Source organism: Asanoa hainanensis, assembly GCF_900188485.1.
Taxonomy (GTDB): Bacteria; Actinomycetota; Actinomycetes; order Mycobacteriales; family Micromonosporaceae; genus Asanoa; species Asanoa hainanensis.
Window position 1 is genome coordinate 1 of record NZ_FZPH01000028.1, and the last position, 20,294, is coordinate 20,294.

The following is a 20,294-nucleotide window of genomic DNA, read 5'->3' on the forward strand; positions in this document are numbered from 1 at the left end:
CGCCATGCGCCGCGGGGCCGCCATCTCCTTGGCGGCAGGCCGTGCTGGTCGAGGCGCTTCGTTTAGCGGTGACGGCGGCGGTTCCCGGTTGACCAGGTCACCGCCGGAGAGTGGCTACGGTCGGCTGGTGTGCCCGACGGTCCAGACGTCATCCTCGAATCTCCATGACCAGGGCAGGTGCCGGCCGGTGAGCCAGGCACCGATCGCGTCGACGAGGCGGTGGTGTACCGCGGCGTCGGCGGTGTGGTCGGTGCCGGTGGTGGTGAAGACCAGCAGCACGGTGGCGTCCGGGTCGGTCTCCTCGTCGGTGACCGATCGGCGGTGCTCGGGATCGAACTGCACCGCGACGTGCGCGGCCGCGCCCCGGAACTCCTCGGCGGTCAGCAGCGTCACGCCGCTGACGGTGGTGTGGTGTCGGGGCGCGGCCGCCGGGTAGCCGGCGATGGTCAGCACGGCCTCGAACAGGTCGTGCGCGTCGGTCGGCTGTTAGACGATGACGGCGCTGGTCACGCTCAGCGGTCGATGCCCGTCGACGGCTGCGGGTCGTCCTCGCCCGCGGTTTGAGGCGTGAAACCGCCGGCGGCCAGGGCGGCGACGAGGGCCTGGTAGCGCCGCTCGACGTCGTCGCGCTGCGCTTCGGCGGCGGTGGCCCGGCCGGTCAGCTCCTCGGCGTGGCGGCGCGCGTCGGCGTCGGCCTCCTCGAGCGCGGCCTCGGCGACGGCGAGCTGGTCGGTGAGGGCGCGGGCCCGTGCGGTGGCCTGGTCGCGGTCGGTGGTCGCGGTGTCGAGGGCGGCCTGGGTCTGTGCGATCTGGGTGGTCAGGTCGCTGTTGCGGGCGTCGGTGCGCTCGAGCTGGTGCTCGGCCGCGATCCGCTGGTCGTGTTCGGCGGTGGTCTGCGCCCGGGCGGTGTCGAGGTCGGCGCGGGTGGCGTCGAGGTGGGCGCGGACGGCGGCGAGTTCGGTCTCGAAGGTCGCGGCGCGTTGGTCGGCGATCTCGCGGCGGCGGGTCTGGTCGGCCTGCGCGGCCCGGGCGGCCTCGGCCGCGGCGAGGGCTTGGCCGTGTTGGCGTTCGAGGTCGGCGAGCCGGTCGGTGGCCTCGCGGACGCGCCGCTCGGCGTCGCGGCGGGCGGCCTCGGCGCGCCGCTCGGCGTCGGCCGCAGTGGCTACGGCCCGGGCCCGTTCGGTGTCGGCCTGGTGCCGGTCGCGGTCGGCCTGGTCGCGGTCGCGCTCGGCGGCCTCGGCCCGGGCGAGCGCTTCCCCCATGGCCTGCTCGGCGTCGGCGATGCGGGCCAGGGCGCCGCCGTCGACGGCGCGCACGAGCGTGACCGTGTCGATGAGCTGGTCGGCGAGGGCGGCCGCGGCCTCGACCAGGGGGCCGGCCGCGCCGCGGAAGCCATCCAGGGGCACGTCGAGCCCGGTGGCGCGCTCGGCGGACTTGCGCGCGGCGTCCATCTGCTGGCAGGTCTTGCCGTCCGGCCAGCGCGGGTTCGGGTCGTCCGGGCAGAACTTCACCGGGCGGCCGCGCCCGGCGTACGGCGGGAGCAGCCGGCCGCAGGGCGGGTACGCGCACGGCCGTCGCCGGGAATCGGCGGTCACGATGGTCTCGACGGTCACGCTGGACAGCCTACATTAAATCTTTCCAAGAAAAAATAACACTTAAAAATTATCAAAAAAGATAATCTAGCCGGACTGTCTCCATAGGATAATGACTGTTATCCTATGGACGTGACGATGACCCCCGGCTCCTCCGAACCCGGCCCGCCCGACGACACCCCGGCCGGCCCGCTGTGGCTGAACCCCTCGCTGCGCGCGAGCATGGACGCCCGGCTGCGGGCGCTCGACCACCACCTCGCCGCCGGCGACGGGGACGGCGCCGCCCACGACCTGGACACGCTCGCCGCGACCGCGGCCCGCATCGCCCGGCAGCTGCGCGGGCAGGACGCCCAGGACGGCACCATCCGGCCGACGATCAGCGTCGGCACCGGGCCCCTCGACGCGGCCGACACTGTTCCCCATGACCCGGACGACCCGCGCGAGCACAACCTCGCGGTCGCCGGCCGCATCGCGGACGGCGACGCCGCCTCGCCGGCCGCCGTAGCGGCGCTGGCCCAAGGCCTGCTCGACATCGCCCAGCTCGCCATGCCCGACACCTACTTCGCGACCGACTCGCGCTGCCAGCTCGCCCGCGCGGTGCTCGCCGCGACCGCCGCCACCCCAAACCAGGGGTGACCGCGATGGCCGGCACGCACCACGGCGACGCAGGCGCGCGGGACGCCGCCGACCAGCACAACCTGCGGGTCATCGCCGAGCACGGCTGGATGGTCCAGAGCGTCTTCCCGGCCCGGGGCGGGAACGGGGCGCCGTTCGCCTACACCGTCGGCCTGACCGCCGCCGGCCTGCCCGAGCTGATCGTCTGCGGACTACCGGCCGACATCGCCGGCCACCTGCTCAACACGGCGGCCCACCGCAGCCTCGGCGCCGAACTGCGGCCGGGCGAGGCCCTCGACGAGATCGCCTCGGTCCCGTTGCGGGTCGTCGACGCGCCCACCGCACCGGTCACGACCGCCCACCGTCTCTACCCCGACCGGACCGTGCGCGCGCTGCAGCTCGTGTGGCCGGACCTACACGGCCACTACCCGGGCGATGACCGCTGGTCGCTCGGCGACGCCCAGCCGGTCCACGCCTGATGGCCACCGACCTGCTGGCGCCGCGTGCGGGGACGGAGGACGACGGTGGCCGCTGACCGCGCCCGGAAGGTGCGCCTGTTCGCCCGCCGGCTGGAGCAGCGCTTCGGTGGCCGCTTCGAGGTCTCGTACGACACCGGCGCGAGGTGGCAGCTGGACTGGGTGGACGGGCCCGGCGAACCAGCCGTGCGCGCGCTGGCGGCCGCCGCCGATCTGGCCGGCGCCGACCTTCGCCTGTACCGGCGCTACTCGACCAAGGCGATCGCGGTCACGGCGATCCGGATGAAGACCGCGGGAAAGCTGGGCCGCCACGACGGTGGGCGCCATCCGCAGGAGATCGTCGAGTGGGAGGCCCTCGATCTGGACCACCCCGACCGTGGTACCGACGCGCTGCAGGACGCCCTGGCAGAGCTGCTCGTCGCCACGGCCATCGCGAAAGCGAAGACGGCCCGAGCCGACTGGGAAGCGACGCGGCCGCAACGGTGGGTGCCCGGCGGCAGCCCGGTGCCGCTGGACGCGACGGAAACCGCCGTCGACCTGATCCGCACGCGCGGCGTCGGCTGGCTCGTCGAACAGGTCATCGCCAACGGCGCGACGGTGCCGCCGCTGGTCGTGCTGTCCGCCCGCTACGCCGCGCACGCCGACGCCGGCGCCGCGGTCGCCTGGGCCCACCGGGCCCAACCCCTGCCGCTACACACCGCCGTCGCCCTCGCCCTAGCCGACGACGACCCGCCCGCCGCGGCGGGGGCGGCACTGCTCGCGCTCTTACCCGACCTGCGGGCCGAATGGGTCCGCACCGAAGCCGCCATCACCGCGGCCGCGCGTCGGGCCGGGCCGCCCGAGCCGGCCCCGCGCTAAGCGAAGGAGGGACACCGTGGGGTACGTCATCATCCGGCCGGCGGCCGACGCCGACGAGTACGTCATCTGGTGCACCGGAACCGAACAGCCCTTGGCGGTCGGCGACCGCGACGAGATCGCGGCCGACGTGGCCGCGCTCGAGCCGGACCGCGGCGACATCGTCGCGCGCCTCGACCACGTCGACCTGCACGGCTCGTCGATGACCGCCTACCCCTTCGGCTGGTGGGACCACGGCGCGTTCCTCTACCAGCACGGGCGCGGCCTGCTGCCCCGGAACCGCCTCGGCGAGGCGGCCCGCCTGCTCGCCGCCGCCGACCACGACACCGCGGCCGACGACCTTCTCGACCCGGTCGACGCCGGCGCCGAGGCACCCGGTGGCGACTAGGTCAAACCGACGGCCGTTGTGCCAGCGGCACCCCGCCGTCCGGGTCCGATCCACACCCCGGGCGATCCCCCAGACCACCGGTCCCTCCGGTGAAGATTGATATCCGAGCCCGTGGGCCGGCGCCCACGATCAGTCCCCACCGGAGAGACGGCCAATGACCGACCTGCCCAACCTGTACCCGGACCCGCCGGCGCGCCCGGTGACCTACGCCGACGCGCAGCGGGTGCACCCGCTGCACCTGGCCCGCAGGGTCGGTGACGTGGTGCGCTGGCTCGGCGACACTGACCTGGCGCTCGACGTCCCGCCCGGCGAGCCGCGTCGCGTCGCGCGGCTGCCGCTGGAGCTGGAGCACCTCGCGAGCGTCCGCGCCCTGCACGACCACCTCGGCCGCATCACCGCCAACCGGATCCACAACGCGGTGATCAGCGGCGCCACCGCCGAGCAGGTCACCCTCGCTACCGGGCTCAGCTCCGACGAGGTCACCGCGATCTGGACCACCTGGTCAGACGGTCAGCGACAGCTCGAACGCGACCTGCCCGACCTGCCGCAGCACACCAGGGCCTACGACTACGTCGCGAAGGTCCTCGGCGTCGTCGACGGGCCTCCGGCCGCGGCGGCCGCGCCCGACGGCGGCCCGGGCGGGCAGCGATGACCCGCGAGCGGTACGACCACCGCGACCCGTGGACCACCCGGGACCGGCTCAGCGCCCGCTACGAAACCAGCGTGGCCGCCGCCGAGCCGATTCACCGGCTGTGGGCCGCCGTGACCGCGCACGCCGAGCACGCCGCCAACGGCGGCGACGAGTACACCACCATGACCCCGACCGGAGAGATCCACTACCCGCTTCTGGGCCAGACCTTCCCCCGCCCGACCCCGCAGGACCTGCTCGACGGCCTGACGCTGGTCGACGAGACCCGCTACCACGCCGAGCGTCGCGAACTCGACCTGATCGACGCCGCGGTCGCCGCCGGCATCGGCTGGCAGCAGATCGGCGTCGCGCTGGGACACACCGCCGCCACCGCCGTGCGGGCCGCGAAGGCCCGCCGGGCACAGCTCGCCCGGCTGATCACGCAACACGAGACCCGGTGACCACGATGGACCTCATCCCCGCAGACGCGGTCCCCCGCTTCCAGACCCGACCGGACGGCGGGCTGGACATCGACACCGTCTACACCCGCTGCCCGCAATGCGGCATCGTGGCCACCAGCACCGGCGTCGACTACGCGATCACCGCCGGCGGCGACTTCGACCCCGGGGAGCCCGTCGAGCTGGCCTGCCCCGCGTTGCACCATTACCGCGTGACCGTCGCGGACTTCCTGCCGCGCGACGCGTCCTGCTTCTGCGTACGGTGCGGCTCCCCGATCGTCGTGCCGGCCACCGCCGACCAGGTCGTCTGCCTCACCTGCCGGCTCTACCAGGACGGCCCAGCCCGGCCCACCGATGCTGTGAGCCACTTTGAGGCGGCCGACGCTCTGTCACGTCCCCCCAAAGCTGCCCTCAAACGGTGACCCGCTCGAAGATGACCAAGCCCGCCGCACCCGGTCCGCCGGGACCCGCCAGGAAGGCCTCGATGCATCGTGATCGTTCGCGTACGGGATCATCATGGCCTCGTTGTTCACCGCGGCCGTGACCACCCCGTGTCGGCTGTCTGACCAGTGGCCGCACGACCGCGCGCGGATCGCCGCCGCCCGGCGAGGCCTGCGACGAGCGGCGGCGTGGGCAGGTCGCCGTGGCTGACACCGACCGAAGCGCCAGCCAGCACGAAGAGCACGAGGCCATGTCGACCCTGATTCCCCCTCATCTGGTCCGGCAGGGCTGGGCCTCCGAGGAAGACCGCCACCGCGAGGGGCAGCAACGTGCGCTCGAGGCCGCCGCCCGGCACCTCGCGCAGGCCCTGTCGGCGGCCCAAGCCGGCAGCGCGGACCCCCACGCCTTGCGTCAACTGGTGACCGAGGCAGCCGAGGCGGACCGGCACGGGGCCGCCGTGACCGCGATTGCTCGGCTCCGCTTCGCCCTGCCCGCGGCCGGCGCAGCCGAGCAACCACCGCCGCCTCGCACCGCACCGCAGGATTGGGACCCCAACGATGGTTGAGCTCGCGCCGACACCGGACCTACTCGACGCCGCCCGCCGCTGCGGCCGCCGTGAATGGACCGTCGACACCGTCTCGATTAGCACCAACCGGCACCTGGGCAAGCTGGTCGGCGCCGGCTTGGCCACGCTGTTCTACGTCACAGCGGAAGCCAAACACAGCGGGCAGCAGGACTACTGGCGGCTCACCGACGCCGGCGAACACTGGCTCGCCACCCACGACCAGGCACCCGCTTCGCCAATCGCGCCAGGCGCCGCTGCGCCCCGGGCACGCGGCCGCGGCGCCGAGCTTGCCCGGACCGCCGACGGGTTCGCGCCGGTCGCTGACCGGGACGTCGTCAGCGGCGAGGTCCTGGCCGCCGAGGAGCACTGGGAGACCGGCGACATCGTGTTGGCCGCCGACCGCTCCCTGTGGTGCCGCGCCCACCACGACGACATCGCTCAAGGGTGGCCGTGGGCGTACGCCGCCGAATACGCCCCGCGCCGGTCCGGCGGCTCCGTTCCGGAGGGTGCCGTCGAGGAACATGTCCCGGTGCGGCCGCTGACCCTGCTGCTGCGTGACGGGCGGCCGGTCATCACCGCGCCGCCGACCTTGGTTGGGTCGCCGTCGGTCGCCGCCCGGGCGGCCGAGCCCGAGCCGGCGCGGGCGCCGGCCGACCCGAACGCGTCGCTGCGCGCGGCGCTGCGGGACTGGGCCGCCTCCTGGGTACGCGGTGTACCTCCGCACCTGACCACAGAGGTCGCGGCCGGGGTCTTCGAGCGGCTGCTGGCGACCCATCCCGGCGCGGCGCCCGAAGTGATCGCCGTGGCGCTGATCGGCCAGGCCGATCAGTGGGACGAGGTCGACGCGGTGATCGCCGCCGTCCGGCGGTTCGTCGCGGCAGACCCACCGCGGGACGCGCGGCGGGCCGCAGCAGACGCGCCCGGATCGCTCCGCGCGACGCCCGATACGGGGCGCTGATGACGGGCACCGACCGCCCCCGGCGGCTACGCACCCTGGCCCGCGAGCTGGAGAAGCGGTACGGCGCGCCGGTTGAGCCGACCCATGACAACGGTCCTGTCTGGCGGCTGGAGTGGACCGACGGGCCGGGCATGGCTACCGTCCGCGCGCTGGTCGACGCCGCTGACCTGGCCGGCGCGCAGGTCCGGCTCTACCGCAGCCACTCGATGATGGCGATCGCGCTGACCGCGATCCGGCTCGCGGCCGCGGGCCGGCGCGGCCGCCTCGACGGAGGCAGCAGCCGGTCCGGTCCGCTGTGGCTGGTCGAATCTGAGCTTCGCGACCTCGACTCCCCCGACCGCCCCGATGACCCACTCCAGGAGGTCCTTGCCCGGCGTCTGCTGGCCGAGGCGACGGCAGCCGATCCCGGCGGCTACGTCGACGACCAGATGGTCGCGTCCCTGGTCCGCGATCGCGGGCTGGGCTGGCTCCTGGCCGAGGCCGCGCAGGCTGGCGCCGAACTCGCGCCGCTGACCGTGCTGTCCGCCCGGTACGCGCCGCACGCCGACGCGGACCACGCCGTTGCGTGGCGGGAGCGCGGCGCACCGTTGCCGTTGCAGGCCGCTGTCGCCGCGGCGATCGGCGACGACCACCTCAGCCCGGCGGCCGCGGTCGCGCTGCTCTCGGTGCTCCCCGACCTGCGCGCCGGGCTCTCCCGCACCGAGCAGCGTGCGGTCGTGGCCGCGCGCCGGTCCGGCCTGTCCGACGAGGCGATCGCCGCCGCGATGGTCGATCCTGCGGCCGCGTTGGCTGGTGGGCGCTGATGGCTGGCGATCGTCCCGCAGTCGGCCCGGGGCAAGACGGGGCGGCTGGACCGATGGTGATGCACCTGGTCGCCGGGTTCGCGTCCTCCGGAGCGAGATGGCGTGCGGTCTGCTCGTGCGGTTACACGACCACGCCCCGCGTCGACGAGCGACGCGCCTTGGCCGCGCTACACACCGAGCATGAGCTCAGCGTTCCGGTCTGTGGCCTGTGCGGGCACGACTACACCGGACGGTCCTGGCGGCAGCTCCGCGACGTCGACCTGCGCATCCTGGCCAGCGGCCCCGCCGGCGACCAGTTCCTGGCCTGCCGAGACCTGCCGCAATCCTGCCGCGACGGCGCCGCCCAACGCCAGATGCACCTGGACCGGGCCGCCCGCGAAGGCTTCGGGCTGCCGGTGCCGCCACCGCGACTCCGCGTCGTCCCCGGCGGCCGCCGATGACGGCGACCCCGCCCAGGCCGACGGGCACCATGGCGTTGAACCCGCACGAGGTGGGTCGCGCGCCCGCGTCGAGCGCCGCAGCGGACTGGGATCCAGCCGGCGCGCGGGTCGCCCGGCTCAGCGCCGACGTCGCCCGGCTGCCGGCCCTTCCGCCCGACGACGGCAGCCGGTACAGCATCCGCCGGCTGACCGTCGCCTGGCTGCTGGAGACCGAGTCACCGAAGACCGAGCAGGCCTACCAGCGAGACCTGTCCGTATACCTGCAGTGGTGCGAAACCGAACGACTCGACCCGCTGTCCGCCCGCCCCACCGACGTCGGCCAATTCCGGGTATGGCGGTCGCTGCGCGGCCGCGCCGGCCGCGCGGCCGCACCGAGCACCGTTGCCCGGGCGCTGGCAGCCGTGTCCAGCTGGTACACGTACCTGGTCGTCAACACCGACGGCCGGATCACCCGGAACCCACTCGACGGCGTCAAACGCCCGAAAGTCCCCAACGAGTCGGCCACCGTGGGACTCACCCTCGACGAGGTCGACGCGCTGCTCGCCGCAGCGGACGCGCGGGCCGCCGACCGGGCCGCCCGCTGGAGGGCCAACCCATCCCCCACCCTGCTCGCCAGGTACCTGGCCGCGATGCGCGACCGGGCCTTGCTACACGTCCTCGCCGACCTCGGTCTCCGCATCGACGAGGCCCTCGCCCGCGACGTTGACGACCTCAGTTACAACGCCAGCCACCGCACCCTGCGATTCGTGGGCAAGGGCGGCCGGCCCCGCGAACGACCGATGCCACCGGACACTGGCGCCGCCGTCGACGACTACCTCCAAGCCCGCGCGGCGGCCGCCGGGCTCAGCGTGAACAGGCTGGCCGGTCCCCTTTTCGCGACCGGCACCGCCGGCACCGGGCGACTGGCCGCCCCGAACGTCTTCCTGCTGATCCGGCGTCTCGCGGCCAAGGCCGGCATCCCCTCGGCGGCACGGCTGTCCCCGCACTCGCTTCGACACGCATCCGCGACCGCTGCCAAGCAGTACGGCGTCGCGCTCGAGGACGTCCAGGACGCCATGGGTCACGCCGACCCCCGTACTACCCGCCGCTACGACCGCGACCGGGAGAACCTCGACCGCGACCCCGCCTACGTTCTCGCATCGGGCCGGGCCACGCGCCGCGCCGCGAAGCGAAACGAACCCGCCGCTGGAGCACCGATCAGCTAACCCCCTCCGCCTTAGTGCTGAGTAGAAGACAGGAACCGAACCATGGACCCCATCACGGCAACCCAGCACGACAAGCCCCTGACCGTCGAAGAGCTCGAACGGGACTGACGTCCAACGGCGCCCGGCCGCCGGCACCAGCCCCATCCGCACCTCGTTTGAGGGAGCCAATGCGCTACCAGTACACCGTCACCGAGTTCGACGCCGCCACGGCGGAGATCGATCGGCACACCGGCGACGACACCGCCGATTGGGATTTGGACGGCGGCCACCGCCTCACCGCCGCGCGGATCGCCCGGACGATCGCCAACCAGTGGAAGCCGGCGACGCCGGCCGCGACGGCGTGGAGGGTTCAGGTACACGCCGGCGGCGAAGACGCCGAGGCGTGGGATCCAGCGAGCCGCGCCGGCCATGGAGGGCCACCGCCGCTGACCCGGGCGCAGTTGGGCGCCCAGCAGACCGCCGCGGCGCGGGCCGTCACCGAGGTGCTGGACCGGGTCGGCCGCGAGGTCGACACCGCGGGTGACCTTGCCGCTTTGATGGCGGCGTTACCGGCCCACACGCCGGTCAGCGTCGCCGAGACCATCCACATCGACCCCGACCTGCCCCCGGACGTCCCGACGGCCACCGCGACGACCGTGAAGAGCGTCAACCTGCTGGACCCTGACGGGGTCGACGTCATCGAGGACGACGGCCGGGTCCGGGAGTACGGGCGGCTCGTTCCCGGCGTGCAGCTGGGGGCCGTGGTCGTCGCCGAGGGGCGGCCGGTCCCGGCCACGACGGTGCCGTGGCCAGCGGCCGAGCGCGCGCTTGACGCCCTGGCCCGCGCTGACGCCGTCAGCGCGCTCGCCGCCTACGTGCGGCTGCTCGGAGAGGTCGCCGACCTGATCACCGACACCCCCGCTGGGCCTGACGGCACACCCGAGACGGTGCCGTCGTTCGTCAACGACGCCGGACTGCGCCAGCAACTCACGGTCGAGGCCGACCGGCTACGCCATGGCGCCGGCCGCCTGGAGGCGCTGCGGCAACAGATCGCCGCCCACGAGGCAGCCGAGGCCGCTCGGGACGCCCGGGACGCGGAAGAGGATCGTCGGTGGGACCGGTGACCGGCAGCAGGACGGCGCCGCCGCCGTCACAGCAGTGGGCGACGTTGAACCGGGTCCAGCAGGAGCTGCTTCTTGCGACGTACGTGCTTGACCAGGCGGCAGAGGCGCACGAGCGGGACGCGTGGTCCGACGGCCGGCGGCGTCGGCCTGCTGAGGAATGGCGGTGGCACCGGTTCGGGTACGTCGATGCCGGACCCGGCGCTCCGCCCGGCAAGGTGCGCGCCGCTCTGGACGCGACCACCCGACGCAGCAGGCGACTGCTGACCGCCCCGGCCGAGCTCGCCGATCTCGGCCTGGTCGACCAGCGCCTGGAGGAGGTTCCGCAGGGCTCGGAGCGGTGGTGGCAGCCACAGGTCCGGCTGCTATCGCTGCGGATGACCACCCGCGGTCGGCGAGTTGCCCGGACCAGCGGCGTCGACGACCGCAACGCCGGTCGGCCACCGCGCGGCCTCGTCTCGCAGTGGCTGTGGGAGGTCATTGTCGAGCTGTGGCGGGCTGGGCCTGGCGGCGTCCCCGCCGACACCCGATGGTCCGCCTGGCAATACCTCGAGGGGCGAAAGACAGGGCCGCTGATCGAGCGGGTGGCCCTCACCGCGCAGACGGCATCCCGCTGGAAGTATGCCGTCGCGGGCGCGCCGGGCTGGGCGCTCAACGATGCCGGCCGCGACCACTACCGGCGGCATTTCGCCACCTACGCCCGCGTGTACCCGGCGGTACGGGCCCCCGACCCGACCGGGCGGCTCACGTGGCCCGGCGAGGTCGACAAACACCTGTCCGCACTGGGCAGCGTGGCATGGTCGCTGCGGCAGCGCCTCGACGACGTCATCGCCCGGCGTGAAGAGCTGCAGCGGGATGGTGCCCGCCACGAGGCGCCCCGTTGTCCTACCGACCAGACGCCGCCGGTCAGCGCTGAGGCCGCACACCGCGAGGTGCTGCGGGCCGCGGCCGACGCTCTCGACGCAGACCACTGGCGCCAGCGCACCGCGTTGCTCGCGGAGCACGAGCCGGTCCTGCGTGCCCTCGTGCGGACCTCAGCCGCTCGGCACGCCGCGGCGGCGATCGCGGCGATCTGCGCCTGCATCGCCGGCCACGAGCCAACATCGGCCGTCATTGCCGCTGAACCGCTCCCCCTCGATCACGACGGCCGACCGGCTGATCTGCCCGTCTTGACCACCGGTCTACCCGGCATCGACGCCGAACTCGCCACCCGCCGCGCGGCGGCGCTCGCCGCCAGCCCGCCCGCAGCCCAGCGCCGCGGCCGCGGCCGGCGACAACCACCGGCGACGCCATCGCTCGAGCCAGCGGCGGTTGAGCTCTCTGTCTACGCAGCACATCTGGCCGATCTCGTCGCTGGTGGCCAGCTGCAACGCCTGCTGCTCCGCACCGACCAGCAGACAGACGCTGCTGCCCCTACAACAGCGTGAACAGGGACGTGCCCCTCGTGATGTGACCCATGGGGCTCGGCGCTCCGAGCGCCCAGGTCGGAGCCGCGCCGAATTAAGTGCGCCGCGCCATGGGGGCCGCTGACCCCGCACGTGGTTGGACCCGACGGAGGGAGCCAGCCCTGCGCCCGCGTGTCCCCTCGCCCGGCAGCGGACAGCGTCGTTTACCGTCGCGGACATGTCCCGACGCCCTGACCTCGTCCAGCTCGGAGACCGAATCTGGTACCTGCCCGACGGGATGATCGAGCTGCGGTGCATTGCCCGCGTCGTCCAGAAGAGGCGGCGCTGTCGGAACGCCGTCGAAACCAGCCAGATGGCCGGCTGGACGCAGTTGCGCTCGGACCGAGGGCTCATCACCGTTTACGACTGCGGCGGACTCGACGACGCGACGGTCCGACGCTGGCTGGAGCAGCACTGCACGGTGCACGACAGCCCCGACGCGGTCGACTTTTCGGCACCGGAGTGGGAGCCCTTCGACCCGGTCAGGCACGCCGAGATGGTGACCACTCTGGACGCGCAGGTCGAGGCGTACGAACGGCAACTGCGCGATGGCGTAACCGGCGATTGGCGGCCCTGGTACCCATCACCGATGTAGCCTTCGTCGTCGTGCCCGCACCGGGATCGCTGTTGCCGGCGGTGGCGCCTTCCGGAGGCGCCTCACGGGACTCCGGCGGGGTTTCGAAAAGCGACCCGGCACGGAAAGCCGGCAATCCTGCTGGACGCCCGCTCGGATCCCGCGGGAGGAGATCTGGTAGCGGGGTTCTGCTACGTTCGCTTCCCGCGATGCCACACCCGCAGCCGGTCGAATGCCAAACCGCACAGCACGGAGCTAACAACGAAGCGCACAACCTTGTTCACGCCGAACTCATCAAGCGTCGCCGTGATGGCCATGATGACGCTCAAGGCCAACAACGCCCGGACGGCCGTCTGCAGCCGAAGATCATCGGTGCTCCTCGGTGCCTCGTCCTCTCCGTCGGGCGCGCTCGTCAGATATTTCCACGACAACCGCTGGCGCCAGCGCGGCTCTACCATTGGCCACCCCTCAACTCAACGCGCAGCCTTCGCGCGACCGGGACGGGACAGAGAGACGGGACGATACCGTGGTCCCGCCACCGTTGGACCATCTGCTCAGCTTTGGTGCGGCTACGTCCTAGATCTGCCGCGCACGAGAATAGCCACACCGAAGGCGAGCACAAGGATCACAACAGCTGCTATGACGATCGCGACGACCAGCGTCGGGAAGCCGTTGCCGGTATCTGCCCGGTCCCGGACCTCCGCAACTGCGGGGTCACTAGCGAACGCTGTGGCGGCCGTCGGCGTGCCAAGGGGATTGTGGTCGACGGTGGCGACGTCGGCGGTGAGGGCGCCGAGGGGATTGACTACGCCGTAGCCGTACGACTCGTCGCGGCCCTTCGGCCCAAGGTCGGTCGCTGTCTTGAGGAGCCGGTTGACGACGTTGGCGGCGTCGAGGTCGGGGTAGCGGGCGCGCACCAGGGCGGCGACGCCGGACACCATCGCGGCCGCGGGGCTGGTCGCGGCGTCCGTCACGTAGGCGTAGTTGGTGGCGCCGCGGTTGACGGCGACGGGGATCTTTGCCCCCGGCGCCGCGATCGCCAGCGACGGGCCGTGGTTGGTCAGCGGCGACACCTCGTTGTCGGGGTCGACGGCGTTCACCGCAATGACGCCCGGCGCCTTGGCGGTGGCGGCGACGTCTGCGCCGCTGTTGCCGGCGCTCGCGACGACCACGATGTCGTTCCGCACGGCATCGGCGATGGCATCGAGCAGCTCTGGGTCCGGCGTGCCCGTCGCGTCGGTCCCGAGGGACAGGTTCATCACGCCCGGCTTCTGCTCCGTCGCCCAACGAATGGCCTGGACCAGCGCTTGCGAGCCCTGGCCGTTGCTGCCGGCGCCGGCGTTCGCCGGCAGGATCTTGGCCTTCGGCGCGATGCCCAACATGTGATCAGCGCCGCCGCCCTTGCCTGCGATGATGCTGGCCATCGAGGTGCCGTGACTGCCCTCGGCGTCGACGTCGGTGCGGCCGTCGTTGCCGACTCCGGGCGCGAACCCCTTGCCCGGCAGAACCTGGCCCCGCAGGTCCCGGTGGTTGGCGTTGACGCCGCTGTCGATGACAGCGACGACGACGCCGGTGCCTTGGCTGATCCGGTGAACTCGGTCGATCTTGAACGTGTCGAGGTGCCAGGAGAGCTCGCGCACGTTGTCGGCGGCGCGCGCGGCTGGCGCCGCGACGAGCGTCGAAAGCACGCCGACCGTGACGGCCGCCGTGCCACGTGCGACGAGCCTGAACCGATTACGCATGATCATGAACCGCCTCATCCCCCGTGCTGACGGCCGTGGATATCGGTCGTCATGCGTGCTGCGGCGGCAGTCTAATGACGAACGGCGCCAGGGTTCGCCCCTCGAGCGGGTCAGCGGTGGTCGGTCTCGGCGTACTCGCCGGCGTTAGCCGCCCTGGCGCACGTGGTGGAGCAGACGGTGAGTTTGCGGGATAAGGGCGTGGCGACCTCGATGGTCCGCGCGACGTCGGCGCCCACGATGCGCGCGCAGATCTGGCAGGTGACCTCGTGCCCCGCCGGCCCGCACATCGGGATGCCGTCCGCGACGGGCTCGAGGACAAGCTCGCCGAGCGCTCTGCCGAGTTGATGCAAGTGGTGGGAGGTGCGCAGCAGGGTCGCCGCGGTGTGCTGGCGTGGCATCGGGTTCACGCCGCGGCTCGCGGTGACCCTGATGGTTCTGCGCAGGTCCGCCCTGATGGCCACGGTCAGGAGCCGTCCGGTGTCCGTGAAGTCAGGTGGGGTGAGCTCCACGACGCCGGCGTACGCGCGGGCGGTGGTGGCCACTTCCTGCTCGATCGCGTCGAGGTTTCCCAGCCGGTCGCTGGCCCGCTCCATGCTCAGGCCCTCAGCTGCCACCGTCAACGCTTTGTCCGTGATGTATGCGGCGCTGCTGGCGACCTCCTCCCACCGTTCTCGGCGCTGCTCGTCGACGGGCTTGTCCGGGAAGTCGAGGTCGCCGGCCGCCGCGGCCAGGAGCTTGGCGGCGAACCACAAGGCCTCGATCTCAGGGCGCGGCCGCGCGCTCATGTCCGGGCCGAGCGCGGCGAAGAGCAGCTCGGCGGCCTCGTGCGCGGCTGAACTGACCCGCGGCGGCAGAGCGGTCGGGTCCGGCTGGTCGTTCATCGGGGGCTGCTCTTTCCCTCGTCGGTGCGGGTCGTGTGCCGATGGTGTCGACCTCGTGTAGGCCGGCGGGCCGTTGATGACCGACCCTCGGCCGGGGACGGCACCGGGCGAACGGTGAGCGAGCGGTCCGGACTGACTACGGCGGCGCCGTGCTGGTCAATGGTAGGAGTGCGCCAGGCGCCCACGGCGACGCCTCCACGATGGGGCGCCGGCGCCGGGGGCCGGCCCGTCTGATCTGGACGGTTGCTTGGCTTCCCGCGAAACTTACAGGGGCGTGTCTCGCGTCGCGGTCAAGCTCACCCCTAGCCAGGTCCGCTCCACCTGACCCGGATCGCGGCGACCGTCACAGCGCCCGCGGAGACGAATGACCCTCGCGGCCAGGGCGCCCACTGTGGGCGAGGTGCCCGAGTAGGCGACTACCCCGGCGTTGCTCGAGATGCCCAACGTGGACGGCGCCGCCGACACCGGCTCGATCGAAATCTCTGTGCGCGCTCTCGCAACGACCCGCTGACCGCACCAGAACTGCTGCTTCGTAGGCTCCAGTAGTTCTGGTGTGGTCAGCCCGCTCAGCCACCTCAAGATCAGCGGCGAGACACCTAGGCCGGAGCACGGCACTCTTGCTGTCGGGCCCGCTGATCGGCAGGCCGGTAGACGAGCCTCCCGCTCGCCTCGACCGTAGGAAGAAGCGGCGAGCGGGGACTCTGCCGAACGTAGGGAGACTCGCACATGCTGGGCGTCGACGACCAGTCCGGATGGGCCGCCACGGCCCTGCTGGCCATACTCCCCGCGCTGGTGCTGCCAGCCGGCGTGGTCTTGGTGGCCCTGCTGGCCTTGGCAGCGCGCAAACCGCGCACCCGCCGCCATTGCCTCGACGTGCTGTCCCAACTCACCCGCTACGCAGGTCGGAGCAGGCGATGACGGACGCGACAACCGCGCCTGCGCCGGGGCGACCACGTGCGTCGCGGCCACCGCGCAGCGCGATCAACGACCGGCTGCAGAGCGCGAGCGACGGGCCGGCCGGCAGCACGCCGCTGCACGTCGAGGTCCAGCAGAACCTGGAGCACCTGTGGAACACCGGGGGACGCCGCGGCGCCACCGAGGCGGGCCGCCGGCCGGATTGGATCTACCTCCGGCCATCGTTCATCGTCCAGCACCCCGACGATCCCAGAGGACCAGCCCTGGCCCGACTCGTGCCGGCCAAAGGGCTCCCGCTGCGCATGGAGCTGCTGATGCTCTTCGACGCGCAGTGCCGATTCGCTCCCGGGGAAACGGTCCGGCTGCGGCGCACGATCGAGGCTGTGGAGGACGAGCGCTACCAGAGCTGGCAGAAGCTAGTCCTGTCCGACTCGAGCTCGGACTACCGGCAGGCCGCCGACCTACGCGCCAGACAGATCAAAAAGGCGTTACGCGTGCTCGACGACCCCCACGGTCTGGTCCACGTCGGCCGCGAGAAAGGACGGCCTGCTCGGCGCGACTACGACCACCTGCAGCTGCGGTCCGAGGCCAGCACACCGGTGTACCGGCCGCGCTACACCGTGCCCGAGAGCGGCTCGGGGGTGCGCATCTCCCGGCATTTCTTCACCAGCCTGTGGGTCTTCGCCCTGACCAACACCGAAATCGCGGCGTTCCTCGCGTTGTCGTTCAAGCGCGCGCAGTTCCCGCTCACCCACCTCAACACCGGCATCTACGCGGCGTCAACCACCCGCGGGAGCCAGTTCGGGCTCAAGGAGAACACCTGGCGCAGCGCCCGCCAGCTCCACGCCTTCGGTCTGGTCGACCGTCAACACGACGCCAACCGAGACCCAACCAACGGGATGATCAGCGACTTTGGTGGCCGCTGGAAACGACACGAGGTCATGCCTACGACGTTCACCATCGTGGACCAGGCCCTACAAAACCACGCCGTGCCGACAATCCATCGGGTCCTGCGCGAGCCGACCTACACCGACCAGCTGCGCCTCGTCCTCTGATCCGTGCCGCGCGTACGGGCAATGGTGATCTCGGTCTGTCCCTGCGCCGGATGCGCTTGTAATGTCGCGAGCAAACCTCACATCTCATGCGAACGGGCGGCCCGGGTGGCAAAAAGGACTGAGGTCAAGCTCCTCGACGACCTGACCGGTGGCGATGCCGACGAGACAGTTGCGTTCGGCCTCGACGGAACCCACTACGAGATCGACCTGTCCAAGGAGAACGCCGACAAGCTCCGCGGAATCCTCGACCTCTACATGCGAGCTGGCCGGAAGGTCACCCCTCGTGGCCCCGCGGCGGCCCGCCGCGCTACGAAGGCCCGCACCGGCAACGGCGCCCACGAGTCGCAAGACAAGGCGATCCGGGCCTGGGCCGAGAGCGAGGGCAAGCCGCTGCCCGCCCGCGGCCGCATCCGCCGGTCTGTCGTCGACGAGTACAACACCCGAGCCTCTCGTAGGCCCCCGGCGGCGGTGTTCAGTTCTTAACCGGTAGCTCTGGCGGTCCACCGCGACCATGGACGATCGGCGCCGACAGCGGAACGGCATCCCTCGATCGTGCCCGCTCCCCCGAACGGCGAAGGCACAGTCCCCTTTTCACCTGAGCCCCACGGCGTGAACGAACCGTGACCTCCGCGTAACGGCCAGCAACGTGGACACGCCTGACCGATCGCCAGCGCCACCTGCACCAAGACAAGATCGAGCGATGGAACGTGACGGGTGGGAACCAACCCAAGGCTTCCGGCAGATCTTCACCAGACTCGACCTCGGCCAGGAGAGGCAGATCGCGGTCCTCGGACCCGCCGACGCCATCGAGTGGGCACGCGCTCATGGCTACCGGGTCCGAGAGGTGTGGTTCGGGGAGACAAAGGCGTACGAGCTCTCGTCCGCCGTCAGCGACGACGAACATTCGGCACCCAGCCGCGGCGGTCGGCGCCTGTGGCCCTTCCGTTAATGGCAGAAGGCTGCGGATCCGCGCGAGACTTGCCCGGCCCCGTCTGTGGCCCACCGCGTTACGACGTCGGCGCCCCGGGTTCGTCCGCTAGGTGAAGGCTCCCCGGGGTACCCAGATGTAGTGCCACGGGCGCGTCCCGGGCGGCCCGACCGATTCGATCTCGTAGTGGCCCGAGGTGTCCGCGTCCAAGAGTTCGCCGCCGTATGCGACGAACAAATCGGTCTCGCTCACGATCGCTGGTGGGTAGCCGTCGTCGTCCACGTCGACCTCCATGAGGCGACCGTTGAGCGGGCCGCCTACGCAGGGGATGTCGACCTTGGGCACGCCCCGATCATGGGCACGTCGGCAGCGATTACGTCGCCGTTTGCCCAGATTCCACCGCTTGGACCGGCTGGCTTCCCTCGACCTGCGCCGTTCCCCGCTGCCACGTCTCCAGGAAGCCTTGATCGGCGACGTCCCGGATAGCCTCGATCCGCTCGACAAACATCTCGAAGGTGCGGCTGGTCGCGTACGGTCCGGCGACCATCAGGAACAGGTTCAGCTCGCGCTCGAGGGCGTTGGACACCTTCATCGCGGTCACGCCGGACGACTGCCACTGCATGATCTGGGCGATCCCGCCGGAGGCCGCAGCGACCGCGCCAAGCGCTCCGAGGACAACCGTGGGGATCACGTCCCACGCGGCGAGCACCGGCACGGACGCGCCGGCGACCACGACCACGACGGCCGACCAGCGGTGGCGGCGGATTTGCCGAGCAGAGTAGGCGCTGACCTTCGCGATCTCGGCTTGCACGCCTTGGAGGTACTGCTTCTCGCCTAGCGCTTTGACGGTCGGGTTGGTCAACTGTCGTTGCCGGGCTGTTCGGCAGGCTCGGTGGGCGTCTGGGCGGGCTCGGCCTCGGTCCCTGACCAGTTGTCGATGAGGCTGCTTGGGGTGGTTGAGGTGTCGAGGTCGGTGTCCCATCGGCTGCGGCGCTCGTCGGGCTCGTAGTCCCAGGCTTCGACCCGGCGGATCTCTTCGGTCACGGGTGCCCCCTTTGTCGCGGTCACATTAGCGCCGCCGGGCTCGGAGGTCTGCCGGACCGGGGTAGGACTTTCGCGTCGTCCCAGGTGGATGATTGGGCGCTGGCGAACACGAATGGGCGAGGCTGCTCGGTGAGCGGGTCAGGCTCGTCGGAGTCGACCACGGCGCCACCTTTCCCACAGGTCGGCGGCCCACACGGTGTCGTACCACCACGGCATCATCAAACTCATGGTGATGCGCGAAGACCAACCCGCTGACGCGCGGCCACCGGCGGTGCAGCGGCTCCTGGCCGAGCACTCCGGCGCCCGAGAGCGGATCGTTGACGACCACATGTTCGTCTTCCAGCGGCACGGCTACCCGCCCTCGACGTTCCGCCTGCAACTCTTCACCCAGCTGGGACTGCGCCCGGTCGCCGTCGTCACCCAGACGGCCGGTGAGGGTGCCTCGCTGATAAATCGCGCCGAGCGGTACGTCGAGGCCGTCTGGCAGCGGCACTGCACCGACGACCCGACGCCCCCGATCTGGATCCAGCACCAACTGCTACGCGAAGACGCTGCGGACGACCTTCGCCACGCGGCCTTCGACGTCACCGGCCCGCACCAGGTGGGCAGCCCGCCCCGGTGGGGCGCCCGGCTCGCCCCGGGCGACCTGGCCGAGCTGGTGAGCGCACCGGTCGACCTTGGCCGCGGCAGCGGCTTCCTACCCCGACCGCCCGAGCCAGAGCCTCAGCTGCGATACACCACCGCGCTGGTCGCGCTGCTCCCCCGCCCCGACCTCGAAACCGACCAGCGGCCGTGCATGCGCGTGGGGCTGGGATGGTGGCATCGGGTCGGCCGGCAGCTCAGGCCCACCCACACCGGCCGGAGCTGCTGCTGGTACCACCGCGGCGACTGGCACGAGGTCTCTCGTATGGCGATCGCGACAGCAACCGCAGCCCTGCGCCACGGAGTCGAGGTCGAGGACGTCGCCGCCTACGTGCTCAGCCACGCCACAGCCGACCATCGCCTCGAAGGCTGGTCGCTCGAAGCGCTGGAGAGCCTGTTTGTCGAGCCGATCGAGACACATCGGCCGATCGGATACGTCGGCGGCCGCCACCGCGCCAAGGCCATGATGGACGCCGGCGTCCGCCGCACCCTTGTCGTTCTCTATACCTCCTCGCATGGCGATTAGCCACGATGATCCCCTTCA

At 72.0% G+C, this 20,294-nt stretch carries 28 protein-coding genes; 20 read left to right on the plus strand and 8 right to left on the minus strand.

Translation table 11 applies throughout. The features are described from left to right. Positions 1-114 precede the first annotated feature (114 nt). On the minus strand, positions 115-453 hold the full coding sequence (locus tag CHC05_RS38105; RefSeq protein WP_089255524.1) for a hypothetical protein: 339 nt from the start codon (positions 451-453) through the stop codon (positions 115-117). Positions 454-512: 59 nt separating this feature from the next. Beyond that, complete coding sequence (locus tag CHC05_RS38110) at positions 513-1,613, minus strand: hypothetical protein (RefSeq protein ID WP_089255525.1); 1,101 nt, start codon at positions 1,611-1,613, stop codon at positions 513-515. 111 nt (positions 1,614-1,724) lie between these two features. Between CHC05_RS38110 and CHC05_RS38115 the strand changes: the two genes are divergently transcribed. The 15 genes from CHC05_RS38115 (at position 1,725) to CHC05_RS38185 (ending at position 12,564) form a co-directional block, all read left to right on the plus strand. Further along, positions 1,725-2,228 carry a hypothetical protein gene (locus CHC05_RS38115; RefSeq protein ID WP_144022963.1) on the plus strand — a complete coding sequence of 168 codons (504 nt, stop codon included), beginning with the start codon at positions 1,725-1,727 and terminating at the stop codon, positions 2,226-2,228. 5 nt (positions 2,229-2,233) lie between these two features. Next, positions 2,234-2,686: a DUF4262 domain-containing protein gene (locus CHC05_RS38120; protein ID WP_144022964.1), complete on the plus strand. Its 453-nt coding sequence runs from the start codon at positions 2,234-2,236 to the stop codon at positions 2,684-2,686. 45 nt (positions 2,687-2,731) lie between these two features. After that, positions 2,732-3,541: a hypothetical protein gene (locus CHC05_RS38125; protein WP_089255528.1), complete on the plus strand. Its 810-nt coding sequence runs from the start codon at positions 2,732-2,734 to the stop codon at positions 3,539-3,541. Positions 3,542-3,557: 16 nt separating this feature from the next. Continuing rightward, complete coding sequence (locus CHC05_RS38130) at positions 3,558-3,926, plus strand: hypothetical protein (RefSeq protein WP_089255529.1); 369 nt, start codon at positions 3,558-3,560, stop codon at positions 3,924-3,926. A 154-nt stretch (positions 3,927-4,080) separates the two neighbouring features. Further along, complete coding sequence (locus CHC05_RS38135; RefSeq protein WP_089255530.1) at positions 4,081-4,578, plus strand: hypothetical protein; 498 nt, start codon at positions 4,081-4,083, stop codon at positions 4,576-4,578. Then, on the plus strand, positions 4,575-5,015 hold the full coding sequence (locus CHC05_RS38140; protein WP_089255531.1) for a hypothetical protein: 441 nt from the start codon (positions 4,575-4,577) through the stop codon (positions 5,013-5,015). Before CHC05_RS38135 ends, CHC05_RS38140 begins: the two co-directional genes overlap by 4 nt. Further along, positions 5,012-5,434 (plus strand): hypothetical protein, encoded by a 423-nt coding sequence (locus tag CHC05_RS38145; RefSeq protein ID WP_089255532.1) that lies wholly within the window; start codon positions 5,012-5,014, stop codon positions 5,432-5,434. The genes CHC05_RS38140 and CHC05_RS38145 overlap by 4 nt, the downstream gene beginning before the upstream one ends. A gap of 221 nt (positions 5,435-5,655) precedes the next feature. Then, the gene (locus CHC05_RS38150) at positions 5,656-6,018 is read left to right on the plus strand and encodes a hypothetical protein (RefSeq protein WP_089255533.1); all 363 of its coding nucleotides are present in this window, start codon (positions 5,656-5,658) and stop codon (positions 6,016-6,018) included. Next, a complete protein-coding gene (locus tag CHC05_RS38155; protein WP_089255534.1) occupies positions 6,011-6,976 on the plus strand; it encodes a hypothetical protein in 966 nt (321 codons plus the stop codon). Before CHC05_RS38150 ends, CHC05_RS38155 begins: the two co-directional genes overlap by 8 nt. Further along, positions 6,976-7,779 carry a hypothetical protein gene (locus CHC05_RS38160; protein ID WP_089255535.1) on the plus strand — a complete coding sequence of 268 codons (804 nt, stop codon included), beginning with the start codon at positions 6,976-6,978 and terminating at the stop codon, positions 7,777-7,779. The genes CHC05_RS38155 and CHC05_RS38160 overlap by 1 nt, the downstream gene beginning before the upstream one ends. Positions 7,780-7,832: 53 nt before the next feature. After that, a complete protein-coding gene (locus CHC05_RS38165) occupies positions 7,833-8,219 on the plus strand; it encodes a hypothetical protein (protein ID WP_144022965.1) in 387 nt (128 codons plus the stop codon). Then, positions 8,216-9,424 carry a tyrosine-type recombinase/integrase gene (locus CHC05_RS38170; protein ID WP_245871434.1) on the plus strand — a complete coding sequence of 403 codons (1,209 nt, stop codon included), beginning with the start codon at positions 8,216-8,218 and terminating at the stop codon, positions 9,422-9,424. The genes CHC05_RS38165 and CHC05_RS38170 overlap by 4 nt, the downstream gene beginning before the upstream one ends. Positions 9,425-9,591: 167 nt before the next feature. Continuing rightward, positions 9,592-10,527 carry a hypothetical protein gene (locus CHC05_RS38175; protein WP_089255538.1) on the plus strand — a complete coding sequence of 312 codons (936 nt, stop codon included), beginning with the start codon at positions 9,592-9,594 and terminating at the stop codon, positions 10,525-10,527. Then, positions 10,524-11,951 carry a hypothetical protein gene (locus CHC05_RS38180; RefSeq protein ID WP_179266567.1) on the plus strand — a complete coding sequence of 476 codons (1,428 nt, stop codon included), beginning with the start codon at positions 10,524-10,526 and terminating at the stop codon, positions 11,949-11,951. The genes CHC05_RS38175 and CHC05_RS38180 overlap by 4 nt, the downstream gene beginning before the upstream one ends. Before the next feature lie 196 nt (positions 11,952-12,147). Further along, positions 12,148-12,564, plus strand: coding sequence for a hypothetical protein (locus CHC05_RS38185; protein WP_089255540.1), 417 nt, complete (start codon positions 12,148-12,150; stop codon positions 12,562-12,564). 170 nt (positions 12,565-12,734) lie between these two features. On the opposite strand, the gene CHC05_RS38190 is transcribed toward CHC05_RS38185, so the two are convergent. The 3 genes from CHC05_RS38190 to CHC05_RS38200 form a co-directional block, all read right to left on the minus strand. Further along, positions 12,735-13,001 (minus strand): hypothetical protein, encoded by a 267-nt coding sequence (locus CHC05_RS38190; protein WP_089255541.1) that lies wholly within the window; start codon positions 12,999-13,001, stop codon positions 12,735-12,737. A gap of 111 nt (positions 13,002-13,112) precedes the next feature. Then, positions 13,113-14,285 carry a S8 family serine peptidase gene (locus CHC05_RS38195; protein WP_218824815.1) on the minus strand — a complete coding sequence of 391 codons (1,173 nt, stop codon included), beginning with the start codon at positions 14,283-14,285 and terminating at the stop codon, positions 13,113-13,115. A gap of 110 nt (positions 14,286-14,395) precedes the next feature. Further along, on the minus strand, positions 14,396-15,166 hold the full coding sequence (locus tag CHC05_RS38200) for a hypothetical protein (RefSeq protein ID WP_089255543.1): 771 nt from the start codon (positions 15,164-15,166) through the stop codon (positions 14,396-14,398). A gap of 726 nt (positions 15,167-15,892) precedes the next feature. Here CHC05_RS38200 and CHC05_RS38205 point away from each other — a divergent pair. From CHC05_RS38205 to CHC05_RS38220, 4 genes are all read left to right on the plus strand, one after another. After that, positions 15,893-16,084, plus strand: coding sequence for a hypothetical protein (locus CHC05_RS38205; protein ID WP_089255544.1), 192 nt, complete (start codon positions 15,893-15,895; stop codon positions 16,082-16,084). Further along, positions 16,081-17,136, plus strand: a complete 1,056-nt coding sequence (locus tag CHC05_RS38210) for a hypothetical protein (RefSeq protein WP_089255545.1) — start codon at positions 16,081-16,083, stop codon at positions 17,134-17,136. The genes CHC05_RS38205 and CHC05_RS38210 overlap by 4 nt, the downstream gene beginning before the upstream one ends. A 105-nt stretch (positions 17,137-17,241) precedes the next feature. After that, positions 17,242-17,619 carry a histone-like nucleoid-structuring protein Lsr2 gene (locus CHC05_RS38215; protein WP_089255546.1) on the plus strand — a complete coding sequence of 126 codons (378 nt, stop codon included), beginning with the start codon at positions 17,242-17,244 and terminating at the stop codon, positions 17,617-17,619. A 217-nt stretch (positions 17,620-17,836) separates the two neighbouring features. Beyond that, positions 17,837-18,085, plus strand: coding sequence for a hypothetical protein (locus tag CHC05_RS38220; protein WP_089255547.1), 249 nt, complete (start codon positions 17,837-17,839; stop codon positions 18,083-18,085). A gap of 87 nt (positions 18,086-18,172) precedes the next feature. Here the strand turns inward: CHC05_RS38220 and CHC05_RS38225 are convergent, their stop codons facing one another. From CHC05_RS38225 to CHC05_RS41915, 3 genes are read right to left on the minus strand one after another with little or no spacing between them, the layout of a single operon-like run. Next, positions 18,173-18,409: a hypothetical protein gene (locus CHC05_RS38225; protein WP_089255548.1), complete on the minus strand. Its 237-nt coding sequence runs from the start codon at positions 18,407-18,409 to the stop codon at positions 18,173-18,175. Between the two features lie 28 nt (positions 18,410-18,437). After that, a complete protein-coding gene (locus CHC05_RS38230; RefSeq protein WP_218824816.1) occupies positions 18,438-18,926 on the minus strand; it encodes a DUF4231 domain-containing protein in 489 nt (162 codons plus the stop codon). Beyond that, complete coding sequence (locus tag CHC05_RS41915) at positions 18,923-19,108, minus strand: hypothetical protein (protein ID WP_179266570.1); 186 nt, start codon at positions 19,106-19,108, stop codon at positions 18,923-18,925. The genes CHC05_RS38230 and CHC05_RS41915 overlap by 4 nt, the downstream gene beginning before the upstream one ends. A 226-nt stretch (positions 19,109-19,334) precedes the next feature. On the opposite strand from CHC05_RS41915, the gene CHC05_RS38235 reads away from it, so the two are divergent. Then, the gene (locus CHC05_RS38235; protein ID WP_144022966.1) at positions 19,335-20,276 is read left to right on the plus strand and encodes a hypothetical protein; all 942 of its coding nucleotides are present in this window, start codon (positions 19,335-19,337) and stop codon (positions 20,274-20,276) included. The last annotated feature ends 18 nt before the right edge of the window (positions 20,277-20,294 follow it).